This window comes from Marinovum algicola (assembly GCF_900109145.1).
Classification (GTDB): Bacteria; Pseudomonadota; Alphaproteobacteria; order Rhodobacterales; family Rhodobacteraceae; genus Marinovum; species Marinovum algicola.
This window is the reverse complement of record NZ_FNYY01000028.1, coordinates 37,342-51,540: the sequence shown is the minus strand read 5'-3', so window position 1 is coordinate 51,540 and position 14,199 is coordinate 37,342. Positions and strand designations below refer to the sequence as shown.

The following is a 14,199-nucleotide window of genomic DNA, read 5'->3' as shown; positions in this document are numbered from 1 at the left end:
GACAGCCTCGCAGGTGCCGACACTGCTACCGTGGAACTGGAAGCCCTCGAAAGTCCGCCAAGCCGCCTGACCGCGGCCTACGCCGGATGCTTACGTTCGGATCGACGATCGAGGTCACGATCCCACCTCCCAGAAACGCAATACCGAGCCGCAATGCGGCCAAAGATCCGACGGCACGTGACTGCCATATCGCCGTGATCGCAGCCCGCGGGCGAATGGCCTGGCAGAAGGCCACTGGCTACAATCAACGCAGCCGAGGTGAAACTCTCATGGGTCGCTGGAAGGCTGTCATTGGGCCTAAGCTAAAGGCGCGTAACTGCGAAAATCAGAAAACAGAAGCCAAGATTGGCGTCCGGGTTCTCAACCGGATGACCGGACTTGGCCGCCCAAGTTTTGAACGCACCGCCTGAAATCCGTTTCGGGTTGGGCGCGTTCTGAGTTGCAGTTGATCTGTGCAACACAGCCCCGTTTTGCAGTCAACCGAGCTTTTCGGTCAATTCCGGCACCGCCGCGAACAGATCTGCAACCAGCCCGTAATCGGCTACCTGGAAAATCGGCGCGTCTTCGTCCTTGTTGATCGCAACGATGATTTTGCTGTCCTTCATCCCGGCAAGATGTTGAATAGCCCCCGAAATCCCTACAGCGATGTAAAGATCGGGCGCAACAACCTTACCGGTTTGACCAACCTGCCAATCGTTCGGCGCAAAGCCCGAATCCACCGCCGCGCGCGATGCGCCGACCGCCGCGCCGAGCTTGTCCGCAAGTGCCTCGATCAACGCAAAGTCGTCTTCCGATCCGACGCCACGACCACCCGACACAACCACACCGGCCGAGGTCAGCTCGGGACGGTCGCTCGCCGCGACCTTGTCTTCGACCCATTCCGACAAGCCGGGGTTTTCCGCCGCGCCGATGTTTTCCACCGGTGCCGCCGCCTGTTCGCCCGCCGCGTCAAATGTTGACGTCCGGAACGAGACAACCTTGGTCGCGTCGCTGGATTTCACGGTCTGAACCGCGTTGCCCGCATAGATCGGGCGTTCAAACGTGTCACTGTCGACAACGCCGGACGCATCCGAAATGACCATCACATCCAACAATGCCGCCACGCGGGGCAACACGTTTTTCGCATCCGTCGTCGCCGGTGCAACGATGTGGATGTAATCGTCCGCGAGCGACACAATCAGCGCCGCTGTGGATTCAGCCAACCGATGGCCAAGCGTGGCATCTTCGGCGCACAGAACCTTGGACACACCTGCGATCTTGGCCGCTTCTGCCGCCGCATCCGCCGCCGATCCGCCGGCACACAGCACCGTCACATCGCCCAGCTTGGCCGCCGCCGACACCGCTTTCGCGGTCGCGTCAAGCGAGAGAACACCGTCATTTACTTCCGCTAGAAGAAGAACAGCCATTATATCGCCCCCGCTTCCTTGAGTTTCGTCACCAGCTCGTCAACCGATCCGACAATCTCGCCTGCCGCACGTGCCGCCGGCTCAACAGTCGAAACCACTTCAAGACGCGGCGTGACATCAACGCCGTAATCCGCGGCGGTCTTTTCATCCAGCGGCTTTTTCTTGGCCTTCATGATGTTGGGCAACGACGCATAGCGCGGCTCGTTCAACCGCAAGTCCACCGTCACAACCGTTGGCATCTTGACCGAAATCGTCTGCAACCCACCGTCAACTTCGCGCGTCACCTTGGCAGTATCGCCCTCGATATCCACTTCGGACGCAAACGTGCCCTGCGACCAGCCCAGCAACGCCGCAAGCATCTGACCGGTGGCGTTCATGTCGTTGTCAATCGCCTGTTTGCCACAAAGCACCAGCCCCGGCTGTTCCTCGTCAACAATCCCTTTAATGATCTTGGCAACCGCCAGCGGCTCGACATCTGTGTGCACATCCTCGGCCGCAATCACCAGAATCGCGCGATCCGCGCCCATCGCAAGCGCCGTGCGCAAGGTTTCCTGCGCCTGTTTCACGCCAATCGAAACCGCCACAACCTCGTCAGCCTTACCCGCCTCTTTAAGCCGGATCGCCTCTTCAACAGCAATCTCGTCGAACGGGTTCATCGACATTTTCACATTGGCAAGATCAACCCCGCTGCCATCCGCTTTCACACGGACTTTCACGTTATAGTCGATCACGCGTTTGACCGGTACTAGGACCTTCATCTGCGCTATACTCCTGTTTTGAACAATTCGGGCCGCATTAAAACGCCGTGCGCGACACGGCGCGGACCGCCTAGGTTTCGGTTGTGCGTGCCAGCAGGGCCTCGGCTCGGGCACGAACGGGCGCGTCGACCATTTCGCCGTCAATCCGCACTGCTCCGTCCGATGCGGTCAGCACCTGCCGCGCCCAAGCGAGCTCTTCCGGGGAGGGCGCGAAAGCGGCGAGCACCTCGGGAACCTGCGAGGGGTGAATACAAAGCTTTCCAGTCATGCCCAAGTCCCGCGCGTGTTGGGCATCGTCGCGCAGTATGCCCGGTCGGTCGAGCGCCGTAGTCACCCCGTCCAGCGGTGCCACCTTACCGGCTAGCCGCGCCGCCAACACTAGCTCGGTGCGAGCCGATAGCAAACTGTCGCGCTGGTGCCGGCAGCCAAGATCGACGCAGTAGTCCACTGAGCCGAAGGCCAGCCTGACCACCCCCTCGAGCGACGCGATCTCGCGCGCGTGGGCCATGCCGACAGCAGTCTCGATGAGGGCGATCAGGGGCAGGCCGGGAAGATCGCGCGCCACCGTGTTGATTGCGGCTGGGTTCTCGGCTTTGGGCAGCATGACCGCTGCCGGATGCAGCGCCTTGGCCGCCTGAAGATCCTCGGAAAACCACGGCGTCCCGGGCGCATTAATCCGCAAGATCACCGGGAGCGTGTTGAACTCAGTGTCCAGGGATTGGCGGGCGCTTTGCTTTTGGGCGGGGGCAACCGCGTCCTCAAGATCGATAATGATGGCATCGGCGCCGGCGGGCGCGGCCTTGGCAAACCGCTCGGGGCGCGTGGCCGGCACGAAGAGCGGGGCACGAACATCGGTTACCATTGAGCGCCGGCCTCCATCGCCACGGGGTGCCCAACCGCCGCTGTCCAGAGCCGCAACCCGTCGCCCTCCTCCGTGGCATTCAGGGTGAAGTCCGTGTCGTCGCAGATCGCAGATACGCTGCGGAACCAGAAGGTTTTTGGAGCCGCACCCCAAAGCTTTGCCGCGAAGTGACACAGCAGGGTGGCCTGCAACGGCCCGTGCACGACGAGCCCAGCATATCCTTCGACATCGGTGCAGAAACGTCGGTCGTAATGAATGCGATGACCGTTGAAGGTGAGCGCGGAAAAACGGAAAAGCAGAGTCGGATGCGGGCTGATCGTCTGGCTTTTGTCCCCCGGCGGCGCGGCGACGGGCGCAGGGCTGGCAACCGTCGGCCCGGAGGCCGCAGCCCGGTAGACAAGGTCCTGGCGCTCGGTGCAAATCGCGCGGCCGGCGGTCGAAATATCGTGGGTCACGGTGACGAAACAGAGATCGCCGCTGCGGCCTTGCTTCAGAGTGACATCGGTGATCTTCGAGCAGCGGTCGACGGTGTTACCGACGCGCAGATTGTCGTGGAAGGTGATTTCGCCGCCTGCCCACATGCGTCGGGGCAGGGGAACCGGAGGCAGGAAGGACCCCAGCGCGGGATGGCCGTCCCGGCCAAGCTCAGACATCGGCACCACGGGTTGGGCGAGGCACCAGTGGATCAGCGGCGGCGCGGTCCCTGCCGGGCATTGCGGGGGGCTGTCTTCGAGGGTCGCCTCGTACTGTTGTAGGCGGGTGGCGCTGAGAGCTTCGCTTGCGTGCTCCTCGCGGCCAATCCAGCGCCGCAAGTCGTCTATGTCGATTTGCATGTTCATCCTTTAGCCGGAGCCAGCGCCGGCACGGCGCCATAGCTGAGGTCTTCGCCCAAAAAACGCGCGCCCGGGGCGGGCATCACCACTGGCCCGTTCGGGCTGTCGACCCGGATGCGCCGCAGGTGCGGGTGCGTGGCCAGCCCGGCCATGTCGTTCACCGTGGCGACGGCGATCCGCGCCGAGAGCAGGCGCGCCATTGCAGTGTCGGAGCTCTGGCGGGCAAAGGCGGCCGCCACATGAGCATCGGTTTCGTCTCGATGTGCCACCCGGGCGACATTGGTGGCATAGTGGACATCTGTGCCAAGCTCAGGGTCGCCGATGAAATCACTGCACAGATCACGCCATTCGCGGTCTGATTGAATCGCGATCAGCAGCGGTGCGCCGGATGCCGGCTGAAACACGCCGTAAGGCGCGATCGAGGGATGCGCGAGACCGATGCGCTGCGGGCTTTTGCCGCCCTCGTGGTTGAGAAGCGGTACGGTGAGCCATTCGGCCATGACGTCGAACATAGAGACCGAGATCTCGGCGCCTTCGCCGGTCACCCCGCGCCGGATCAGCGCTTCGAGGATGGCCGCATGGACGCTGGCGCCGGTGGCAATATCGACCACGGAAATTCCCACCCGCGCCGGTTCCGACGGGCCGCCGGTGATCGAGCATAGCCCGCTTTCGGCCTGTATCAGCAGGTCGTAGGCCTTACGCTCGGCCATCGGGCCGGTCTCTCCGAACCCAGAGATCGAGCAGGTGATGAGCCGCGGGTCGGCGGCGCGCAGGTCGGCAGGCGCAAAGCCGAGCTTTTTCAGGGCACCGGGTTTAAGGTTCTGGAGCAACACGTCGGCCTCGGCCAACAAAAGCCGCAATTGCGTCTTGCCCGCGTCCGAGGCGAGATCGAGAGTCACGCTTTCCTTACCCCGATTGAGCCATACAAAATAGCTCGACTGGCCATTAGCAACATCGTCGTAGCCACGGGCGAAATCGCCCTCGGGCCGTTCGATCTTGATGACCCTCGCGCCGGCATCGGCGAGACGGGCAGAGGCAAAAGGTGCGGCGACCGCCTGTTCGATGGCTACGACCGTGAGACCTTTCAACGGCCGCATCAGAACGACCTCGGCAGGCCGAGGATGTGTTCGGCCACGTAGGACAGAATGAGATTGGTCGAGATCGGTGCGACCTGGTACAGTCGGGTCTCGCGGAACTTACGCTCGACATCATACTCGTTGGCAAAACCGAAGCCGCCGTGGAATTGCAGGCAGGCGTTGGCCGCCTCCCAGCTGGCCTTGGCGGCAAGGTATTTCGCCATGTTCGCCTCGGCGCCGCAGGGCTGTCCCGCGTCGTACAGGCCACAGGCCTTCCAGCGCATCAGGTTCGCCGCCTCAACCTCTATGAACGCCTCTGCGATCGGGAATTGCACGCCTTGGTTCTGGCCGATGGGCCGGCCGAAAACCTGGCGATCCGAGACATAAGCCGTGACCTTGTCGGTGAACCAGTAGCCGTCGCCGATGCACTCGGCGGCAATCAGGGTGCGCTCGGCGTTCAACCCGGTGAGGATGTATTTGAAGCCTTTGCCCTCTTCGCCGATCAGGTTGTCCTCAGGGATCTCAAGGTTATCGAAAAACAGCTCGTTGGTCTCGTGGTTGACCATGTTGTCGATGGGCTTGACTGCCATGCCATCTTTCATCGCCTCCTTGATGTCGACGAGGAAAATCGAAAGCCCTTCGGATTTCTTTGACACCTCGGCCAAAGGCGTGGTGCGGGCCAGCAGGATCATGAAATCGGAGTGTTGCACGCGGCTGATCCAGACCTTTTGGCCATTGATCACGTAGCGGTCGCCCTGCTTCACCGCGGTGGTCTTGATCTTTGTTGTGTCGGTGCCGGTGGTCGGCTCGGTCACGCCCATAGATTGTAATCGCAGCTCGCCGGCGGCAATCTTCGGCAAGTAGGCCTCCCGTTGCGCCTCCGATCCATGGCGGACCAGAGTGGTCATGTTGTACATCTGACCGTGACAGGCGCCAGAGTTCCCGCCCGCGCGATTGATTTCCTCCATGATGACAGACGCTTCGGCGAGGCCCAGCCCCGAACCGCCGTAATCCTGCGGGATCAGCGCCGCCATCCAGCCTTCGCGGGTCAGCGCATCTACGAAATCCTCGGGATAGGCTTTTTCCTCATCGACGTTACGGTGATATTCAGCGGGGAACTGCGCGCAAAGCGCCCGCACACCGTCGCGAATGTCTTGATAATTATCGGAAAGATGCTTCATGCCCGGCTCCCGAATGCGTTTTCCTTTCCAGAACTAAACCAGTTGCCGGACCATTTTAAAAATATATAATTGTGATGTAACTCATATAAAAAAAATAGGGGTTGGGACACGCAAATGGACGTTCGGCAACTCCGGTACTTCCTTGAAATTGTAGATCAAGGCTCTCTCAGCGCGGCGTCGCGCAGCCTGAACGTGGCGCAACCGGCGCTTTCGCTGCACATGCGCAACATGGAAGAGCGGCTACAGACCGACTTGCTGCTGCGTAGCGCCCGTGGCAGTGCGCCAACCGAGGCCGGCGCATTGCTCGCATCGCGGGCGCGTGCCATTCTCGCAGACCTTGCGCGCACGGAAGACGAGATACGAAACCTCGACAAGTCGCCAGGCGGGGCGGTCCGGCTGGGGCTTTCGGTGACGATCAGCGAGATTCTGACGCTTCCGCTGATCGAAGCGCTGCAGGAAAAATATCCGCGTATCACGCTCAACATTGCCGACGCGATGAGCGGTTTTGTGAGTGGCTGGTTGGAGGAGGGGCGGATTGATCTTGCGCTGCTCTACGCATCGGCCAGCGGCCATGACATCGAGCAGGAGGCGCTAGTCGAGGAAGAGCTGGTTCTAGTCCAGGGGGCGGAGAATTCTGGGCAGGGCTTCGAAAGCCTCCGCGATCTGCAGAACCTGCCAATGATCCTGCCCTCGAAGGGGCATGGCTTGCGCGACCTGCTCGACAGCCTTGCAACACATGCGGAAACCCCGTTGCGTGTGACGATGGAGATCGATTCTTACCGCAATATCAAGTTACTGGTCGCGGCGGGGCACGGTGCTTCGATTTTGCCACTGCATGCGGTCAGAGAAGAGATCGCGGAGGGCCGGCTGTTGTTTCAGAGAATGCAAACGCCGGTGTTGCGGCGCAAGGCAGTTATCCGGCGCACGGGAACGATAACGCGCGCGCAGCAGGCGGTGGAAGAGACGATCCACGACGTAGTGGCGGAGTTGGTGCAAGAAGGGCATTGGGTCGGCGCGACGCTCGTGTGAGCTTGCACCGGGATGGTTCCGGACGCGAGAAGGGGTGAGCACGGTCCGGAGAAGGTCTTCCGATCTCAGCCCTTGATGTTGGGCAAGATAATTGAGATGAACGGAAAGGCACCGATTATGCCAAGCACGACGAGATCGAGCCCCAACGGCGGCGAGAAAATGGCAATATCAGCAGCATTGTGCGCTAGCGCAGGCTTTCGACCAAGTGGCGTAAGCGCAGCCGCCCCGAGACAAGGTCGACAGCGTCGACTAAGAAAAGGCTGACTGCGGCGGATGCTGTAGTCATGAAGACCTCGCCGTAGATGCCGTCGGAGCCCATGATCGAGGCCATGGCCAGGCTGAGAAGACGAAATGATGAGCGCAGCGCCGTTCGACCGGCTCACTCGCCATTGTAGCGGCCAATCGACCGCGGTTAAGTTGGCCTGATCGCAATTCAATTCATTGCAAACACACATATTGGGCTTCGACCGCCCAACGGTTGTCATCGGGCGGTGTTGTTGGCTTACCGCACCCCTTTAGCGCCCACACAAACAAGAAAGGGCGCTTCATGACAAGGTCATTGTACCCTTCGCTAAGCCTCTCAAACACGCCGCGTAGTGGAAAAGAACTCTCGTGGCTTGGTGATTTCGTTTCGTGACCTGTGAACGCACTATTCATTGAGTTGTTTCCCGTTGATTGTCGCGAATATGTCGCGTTTCCAGATGGAGCCACGCTTGGCCTAAAACGCTGGGTTTGACTTCACCAGCCGTAGCCGTTGACGTTGCATTAGCAATACCGCGCCAACCGCGAGCGCGCCGACCGCCGCGAGCCAGATCCCGAACAGCACGGTCGAAAAGAGCAAAACCGCCGCGATGCACATCACAATGCGTTCCACCGGACGGCATCGGGTGAAGCTGAAGTTCTGCATGGCCACCGTGAAGGCATAGACACCGCCAAGCACTGCCGTCACCTTCCAGATAATGGTGGTGATATCGCCGAAGCCCAACAGCGCCGGTTCATAGGCGTAAAGAAATGGGATGACGAAACCCGGTGTGGCGATGGTGATGCAGGCCACGGCGGATTTCCAGTAACCGGCCCCCGCGATCTGGGAGGTGACGAGCACCGTTGCGCCCACCGGGGGTGTCAGGCCGGACAGCATGGTGAAGTACAAGATGAACATGTGCGCGGCCAGCAGCTCCACTCCCAGTTCCGTGAGCAGAGGCGCGCCAAGCACCGCCACGATCACGTATGAGCCGACGGTGGGAACGCCGAGGCCGAAGAGCAGCGATACGCCCGCCACGATCACCAGGGTCAGTAGAAGGTTTCCGCCAGCCACGTCCGACATGTTGTGCACCAACCGTCCGGCCATGCCGGTCATGGTGAAGGCATGTACGACGATACCCAGGGTGCCGCAGACGACGGCGATCCTCGCGGCATTGTGTGCGCCCTCGATGCAGCCGTTGAGGAGTTGGCGGCCCAAGCCGTCGCGCAGCGGCAGGTCGGCGCCCTCGGCTTGGGCGGTTTCCAGCGCACCGGGGATCAACTCCAGCGGCGGTCGGAAGGACAGGAAGCGGTAGACGCCTTCGCGCAGCACCACCAGGGCTATCAGCATTACTGTCCCCAGCAGTGCGGCACTGGTGATCGGATAGCGAGAGATCATCAGTGTGATGATGAGTGCGAAGGGCACGAAGAAGGTCACGCCCTCGATCCACATGGTTGAGCGCGGGTCGGCGGCGATCCTGGTCTTCATCGGCATCAGGTCGTGCTTGCGGCTGTAGACGAAGATTGCGATGGCGACCGCGCCAAAGAAGACGATCGACGGAACCATGGCATGCGCAGCGATCTGGATATAGGGGATGCCCGTGATTGAAGCCATCAGGAAGGCCGCTACCCCCATGATCGGCGGCATCAGCGTGCCCCCGGTCGAGGCCACCGCCTCGGTCGCTGCCGCGAATGGGCCGCTGAATCCGTGCCGCTTCATCAGCGGAATGGTGAAGATTCCGGTGGTGGTGGCATTGGCCACCGGCGAGCCGTTGATCGACCCAAACAGGGCACTTGCGCCGACCGAGGCAAAGGCCGATCCGGCCCGTGTATTGCGCGTCAGTCTCAGGGCGAGCTTGACGAAAAAGTTGCTGGCATACGAGGCGTTGAGGAAGCCACCGAAGATCATGAAGATGGCGACAATGGTGGCCGACATACCCAGGATGCTTGAATAGACGCCGGTGAGGTATGTCGTCATGCTGGCGACGAGCCGGGTGAGGGAAAATCCGCCGTGGTGCAGCAGCCCGGGCATGTAAGGGCCGAAGTAGGCATAGAGCAGCATGAGGATGGCAAAGCCCGGGATGGCCCAGCCAAAGGCGCGCCGGGTCGCCTCCAGGACCACCACGATGGTCAGGGCCCCCACGGCTAGGTCGAGGTCGGACGCGATGCCGATCCGATCGAGCAAGGTGTAGTAGTTCACCGCCATGTAACCGGTGACGAACAGGCTGACGACCAGGCAGACCGTCAGAAACGCGAGATCGTACCAGCGCCCGGCCCGGCGCAGCGCGTACCAGAACACCAGGAAGAGGCCGAAGGCCAAGTGGATGTTGGCACCCTCGTCCGGCGAGATCGACGGACGGTAGATGTACCAGACCTGGAACATCACCATGGCCACGGAAACGACCGTGCCAACGAGGTCCAGAATTTTCTTGCTAAGTGTCGGCATGGTGACGGTCTCGCGTGAAGGGGGGAGGGAGCCCCGCAAGCCCGGCGATTGGCCGTGCTCACGGGGAGGCTGGTTCAGGTGTCTACTCGGCAGAGCCTACGGTGTAGCGGTCGTCCCAGACGCCCATTTCCTTGTAGAAGCGCGCGGCCCCGGGATGCACCGGAATCGAGGGCGCGAGCCCGGCCAGCAGGTTGGCCGGCGACTGTCCGTACCACTTAGCTATCGCGACCCGGCTAGCGATCTCCTCGCGGTTCTCCCAAATCGCCTTGACGATCTGGTACCCTTCTTCCTCGGAAATCGCCCCGGTCGGGGTGTACTCAGCCGAAAAGGTGCCGGGGACCTGTATGTCGCGGTCGAGGTTCTTCAGGCTGCCGGCCACGATCATGCCGGGTACCGCCAGTTCGGGCCGCTCTTCCTCCAGCCGTTGGAAGCCCCCGCCCTCTGTGCTCCACTCGATGGGCACAATGTCCATGGCGAGATCGAGCCGCTGGGTGAAGCCGCCCGGAGTGCTGCCGGTGACGAAGATCAGGCAGGCGTCGACGGTGCCCGTTTGCAGTGCGTCGCAGCCCTCGACATAACCGATGCGCACTAGGTCGGTGCCTTCCGAGGCGGCGTAGGCGTCGAGCCAGGCCTGGATCCACTTCGGCGCGGTCGAGCCCGGGGGGCCGACGGCGATCCGTTTGCCCTTGACGTCATCGACGGTGCGCATCCCGGAATCGGCGGCCACGGCAAAGGTCATGTTAGCCGGGTAAAGAGTGAATAGCCCCTGCATGTCGGTCTTGCCCTGGGCCGCGAACTGGTTGTTGCCGTGGTAGCCGTCATAGGCAATGCCCGAAGTCAGCTGACCGATCTCGATCTCGCCCTGCTGGATTAGCCGCATGTTTTCCGACGGCCCGCCGGTCACCTGTTCGACCAGCTTAAGGTCGGTTTTCTTGGCCACAACCGAGGCCATAGCGGCAATCGTTGTCTGGGACCCGGCGCCAAGCGACGACGACCCCCAGCGTATAGTTTCGTTGGCAAAGGCCTGAGTGACGGTGAGCATCCCGGCGGCCAGCGCCAGGGCGACAGCCGGACCGGTCCGGCGATAAGTTCGTAGTGCAGTCATGGTGACTTTTCCTCCCCTGAGTAATTCTTGATTTTGCCGCTTCCTGCCTGCGCCTCCTCGGGGTGCCGAGGTTCCTCCGGGCGCACCGGGCGAGGATTTCCGCGTTGGGCGTGCCGATCAGGCCGTTGCCCCGACGGGCGCGGGCGGCGGCGAGGCCCGGTAGGTGCCCGCCTTGGCATAAACGACAGTCTGCGCTTCGATGTTGAAGTAGTTGCGGTGCGCGCGGTAATTCCCGCCGACCACATTGATCAGCCAAGTGTCTTCCTCCAAAGCTTCGAAGCTGTGAATCTCGGCGGGTGGGATGACGAGCGCCAGATCGCCGGGCTGGATCACGCGGTCCTCGACAAGCTCGAGCTCTGCATAGCCTTCGACCGATCCGTCGTCCGCGCGCTGGTAGATCGCGTGTTGAAGACTACCCGTGCAAACCAGCACGGCTTCCCACAGGCCATGGTCATGCGGTGGGATCACTCTCCCGGTAGGAACCCTGTCGAGCGTGATGGACAGCTCGCCGTCGTAGTACAGGTGCTTGGAATTGGCCTCGATGTGATTGGCGAGACGCTTTGTCCCAAGGTCCAACAGATCCGCGCGTCGGCGCAACGGGTCGGTCGCTTCGAGAATGCCCTGGCGAAGTTTCGTCGGGTTCTCGCCGGCGTCATCGATGGCCCTAATGACGGCCTTTGCGGTATCCCGGATCGAGACCTTGGCGGTGGTGTCTGGCATTTTACATCCTCCAAAACTAAAATATGCCTTTTGGCACGACCAGTCTGGAGGAAGAGCATCTGCTTGATCAAACGAGTAATTCGCAGTCACCATTGAGAAAAACTCAAATATGGAAAAGCCCGGCCTCGCTCGCGCTGTCTGGCGCTAGGGAATGATGCCCGCTTCTCTGAGCAGCCAGTCGCGGTAAAGTGCGATGTTCTCGTCTTCGTAGCGCTCTTCGCGGCACAGAATATGATAGAATCTTGTCGCCTTGCGGGAGAATTCGAAAGGCTTCATCAACCGGCCATTGGCCAGATCTTGCTCGACAAAGGCGCCGATACTGGTTGACAGGCCAATCCCTTCGAGCGCGGCGAGGATGGCCAGATCCGCGGTGGCGAACACCGGCCCGTGACTGACATCGACCGACTTGATCGCCGCCTTCAATTCGGGGTCGCGGCTGGCATTGTAGTAAGCATCGAGCCAGTATTGCCATTCGTGCGGCGTCGGATCGGTATGGATCAATGTATGGGTCTTGAGCACGTCGAGCGGCACCTTCCATTCGGACGGTTCGCCCTGACCGGCAAACATATCGGCAAACAGCTTTGGCGAGCAGATCGGAAACATCTCTAATTCCAACAGCTTTTCACCGACGATGCCGGGACCGAGGGTGTAGGCGTCGACGTCTGGCCCTAGGACGATCGCAAGGTCGGTGTCGTGATGGTAAAAGTCCAGTTCCTTCAACGTGGTTACGATCTGCACCTCGATATCCGGGCGCTGACGGGAAAAGTTGTTCCACCGCGGCAGCAGCCAACGCGCCGCAAAGGTTGGATGGCAGGTGACGATCAGGCGATTGCCGACGGCACGCCTCTGCATCCTGCGCGTCGCATCGCCAAGCGCCGCGTAGGGCCCGGCTATGTCTCGCAGGTATGTCTTGCCATGTTCGGTGAGTTCCAGCCCATTGGGCGTTCGGACAAACAGAGCCGTGCCAAAGTAATCCTCGAGCTTCTGGACCAGGCGGCTGACTGCACCGGGCGTGACGTAGAGCGCTTCCGCTGCCTTCGAGATGCTCCTGGCATTGGCAGCTTCCACAAAGCTGCGCAGCGCGTTTAAGGGGGGAAGCGCGTTCCTCATTGTGGGGGGACCTTGGTAGTTGAGCTGTGGCGAGGCTATTTGAGTTTTTCTCAGCTTTCAATGTGAATAAGTCGGTTGCGCGATGAACGGCGTTCCACCCAAATTGGAAAGTGAACGAATGCTCATTCCGGGCGCCGCCGGGGCCTCTTGCAATATTATCACCTTTTTCAACGACTTGGAAGACCAGCGGCGCGCGTGTGAGACAAAAAAACTGGCCGCCGAGAGGACGGGCAGCCGCAATTTGACGTTTGGGAGGAATTCATGTCAAGAACCCTGATCATCGCAGCGGGCATCTCGCTGCTGGCTGGAATGAGTCATGCTGAAGAGCTCAACCTGCCGGGCCAGATCTCTTGGTCGACCTATGGCGTCGGCTCCAGCGGTCACAGCCAGGCGGTCGCTATCGGCGCTGCACTGAAGAATGCCTATGGCACAAACCTGCGCATGCTTGCCGGCAAGAACGACATCGCCCGCGCCGTTCCGCTTCGTCAGGGAAAGGTTGATTTCGCGGCCGCCGGGATCGGAGGCGTCTATATGGCGCAGGAAGGTGTCTTTGCTTTCAGTGACGAAAACTGGGGGCCGCAGAAAGTGCGCGTCCTGTTGCAGAATGCGGGTTCCAAATTCGGTTTTGCGCTCGCCACAACGCGGGACACCTGCGAAAAGGTTGGCAAGCCCGATTGCGATGGCTTCACTTATGGCGATCTTCGTGGACTCGAAGTGTCTTGGGTCAAGGGCTCACCGGCCCTCAACGTCGCCACATCGGCGCTCTTGGCATACGGCGGGTTGACCTGGAATGATGTCACCGCGGTCGAGTTCGGCGGCATCGCTGACAGCTATCGCGCGCTGGTGGATGGCACCGTGGACGCGGCCTATTCCGCCACCACGGCGGGGGCTGCTTATGAAGTCGAAGCAGGGCCTCGCGGCCTGTTCTGGCCCACGGTTGACGCCAACAATGCTGAAGGCATGGCTCGGTTACAGGAAATCGCCCCCTATTTCGCACCGATGACGGCCACTCAAGGCGCTGGGCTTTCAGAAGAAAACGGGCTGTCCACTGTCGGCTACCCCTATCCCGTCCTGATCGCGATGGACGTGCAGGACGAGGATCTCGTCTACCAGCAGACCCGCGCCATGGTTGAAACCTTTGATGCTTATAAAGATGCCGCTCCGGCAGCGGATGGCTGGAGCATCGAGGCGCAGGACATGGAATGGTTGGTCCCGTTCCACGCAGGCGCGATCCGCTACTTCAAGGAAATCGGTGTCTGGTCCGATGCGGCACAGGCGCACAATGAAAAAATGATCGCCCGGCAGAACACGTTGTCCGCAGCCTGGAAGGAATTGAAGGCTGAGTCCCCAGAAGACTGGCAGAGCGCCTGGGCCACGAAGCGCCGCGAGGCGCTGGTCAGCGGTGGCTTCCAGCCGGTCTTTTGAAGATGGTC

12 protein-coding genes and 1 pseudogene are annotated in these 14,199 nt (G+C 61.1%); 3 read left to right on the top strand and 10 right to left on the bottom strand.

Annotated features, from left to right (window positions below):
- Positions 1-95: 95 nt before the first annotated feature.
- A pseudogene (locus BMW90_RS27370) lies at positions 96-410 on the top strand (IS5 family transposase); the annotation flags it as partial.
- A 66-nt stretch (positions 411-476) separates the two neighbouring features.
- On the opposite strand, the gene BMW90_RS23450 reads toward BMW90_RS27370, so the two are convergent.
- The 6 genes from BMW90_RS23450 to BMW90_RS23425 all read right to left on the bottom strand — a co-directional run bounded on the left by BMW90_RS23450 (position 477) and on the right by BMW90_RS23425 (position 6,116).
- Complete coding sequence (locus BMW90_RS23450) at positions 477-1,406, bottom strand: electron transfer flavoprotein subunit alpha/FixB family protein (RefSeq protein WP_074839841.1); 930 nt, start codon at positions 1,404-1,406, stop codon at positions 477-479.
- Positions 1,406-2,164 carry an electron transfer flavoprotein subunit beta/FixA family protein gene (locus BMW90_RS23445; RefSeq protein WP_074839838.1) on the bottom strand — a complete coding sequence of 253 codons (759 nt, stop codon included), beginning with the start codon at positions 2,162-2,164 and terminating at the stop codon, positions 1,406-1,408. The genes BMW90_RS23450 and BMW90_RS23445 overlap by 1 nt, the downstream gene beginning before the upstream one ends.
- A 70-nt stretch (positions 2,165-2,234) precedes the next feature.
- Positions 2,235-3,026: an HpcH/HpaI aldolase/citrate lyase family protein gene (locus tag BMW90_RS23440; protein ID WP_074839835.1), complete on the bottom strand. Its 792-nt coding sequence runs from the start codon at positions 3,024-3,026 to the stop codon at positions 2,235-2,237.
- On the bottom strand, positions 3,020-3,859 hold the full coding sequence (locus tag BMW90_RS23435) for an HTD2 family dehydratase (RefSeq protein ID WP_074839834.1): 840 nt from the start codon (positions 3,857-3,859) through the stop codon (positions 3,020-3,022). The genes BMW90_RS23440 and BMW90_RS23435 overlap by 7 nt, the downstream gene beginning before the upstream one ends.
- Positions 3,860-3,861: 2 nt before the next feature.
- Complete coding sequence (locus tag BMW90_RS23430) at positions 3,862-4,956, bottom strand: CaiB/BaiF CoA transferase family protein (RefSeq protein WP_074839832.1); 1,095 nt, start codon at positions 4,954-4,956, stop codon at positions 3,862-3,864.
- On the bottom strand, positions 4,956-6,116 hold the full coding sequence (locus tag BMW90_RS23425) for an acyl-CoA dehydrogenase family protein (RefSeq protein ID WP_074839829.1): 1,161 nt from the start codon (positions 6,114-6,116) through the stop codon (positions 4,956-4,958). Before BMW90_RS23425 ends, BMW90_RS23430 begins: the two co-directional genes overlap by 1 nt.
- Positions 6,117-6,230: 114 nt before the next feature.
- On the opposite strand from BMW90_RS23425, the gene BMW90_RS23420 reads away from it, so the two are divergent.
- Complete coding sequence (locus tag BMW90_RS23420) at positions 6,231-7,145, top strand: LysR family transcriptional regulator (RefSeq protein ID WP_074839826.1); 915 nt, start codon at positions 6,231-6,233, stop codon at positions 7,143-7,145.
- A 718-nt stretch (positions 7,146-7,863) separates the two neighbouring features.
- On the opposite strand, the gene BMW90_RS23415 is transcribed toward BMW90_RS23420, so the two are convergent.
- From BMW90_RS23415 to BMW90_RS23400, 4 genes are all read right to left on the bottom strand, one after another.
- The gene (locus BMW90_RS23415; RefSeq protein WP_074839822.1) at positions 7,864-9,831 is read right to left on the bottom strand and encodes a TRAP transporter permease; all 1,968 of its coding nucleotides are present in this window, start codon (positions 9,829-9,831) and stop codon (positions 7,864-7,866) included.
- A gap of 82 nt (positions 9,832-9,913) precedes the next feature.
- The gene (locus tag BMW90_RS23410) at positions 9,914-10,936 is read right to left on the bottom strand and encodes a TAXI family TRAP transporter solute-binding subunit (protein ID WP_074839820.1); all 1,023 of its coding nucleotides are present in this window, start codon (positions 10,934-10,936) and stop codon (positions 9,914-9,916) included.
- A 117-nt stretch (positions 10,937-11,053) separates the two neighbouring features.
- Positions 11,054-11,656 (bottom strand): cupin domain-containing protein, encoded by a 603-nt coding sequence (locus BMW90_RS23405; protein WP_074839818.1) that lies wholly within the window; start codon positions 11,654-11,656, stop codon positions 11,054-11,056.
- A 144-nt stretch (positions 11,657-11,800) separates the two neighbouring features.
- A complete protein-coding gene (locus BMW90_RS23400; protein ID WP_074839816.1) occupies positions 11,801-12,766 on the bottom strand; it encodes a LysR family transcriptional regulator in 966 nt (321 codons plus the stop codon).
- A 261-nt stretch (positions 12,767-13,027) separates the two neighbouring features.
- Here BMW90_RS23400 and BMW90_RS23395 point away from each other — a divergent pair, with 261 nt between their 5' ends.
- Positions 13,028-14,191, top strand: coding sequence for a TAXI family TRAP transporter solute-binding subunit (locus BMW90_RS23395; RefSeq protein WP_074839814.1), 1,164 nt, complete (start codon positions 13,028-13,030; stop codon positions 14,189-14,191).
- Positions 14,192-14,199 lie beyond the last annotated feature (8 nt).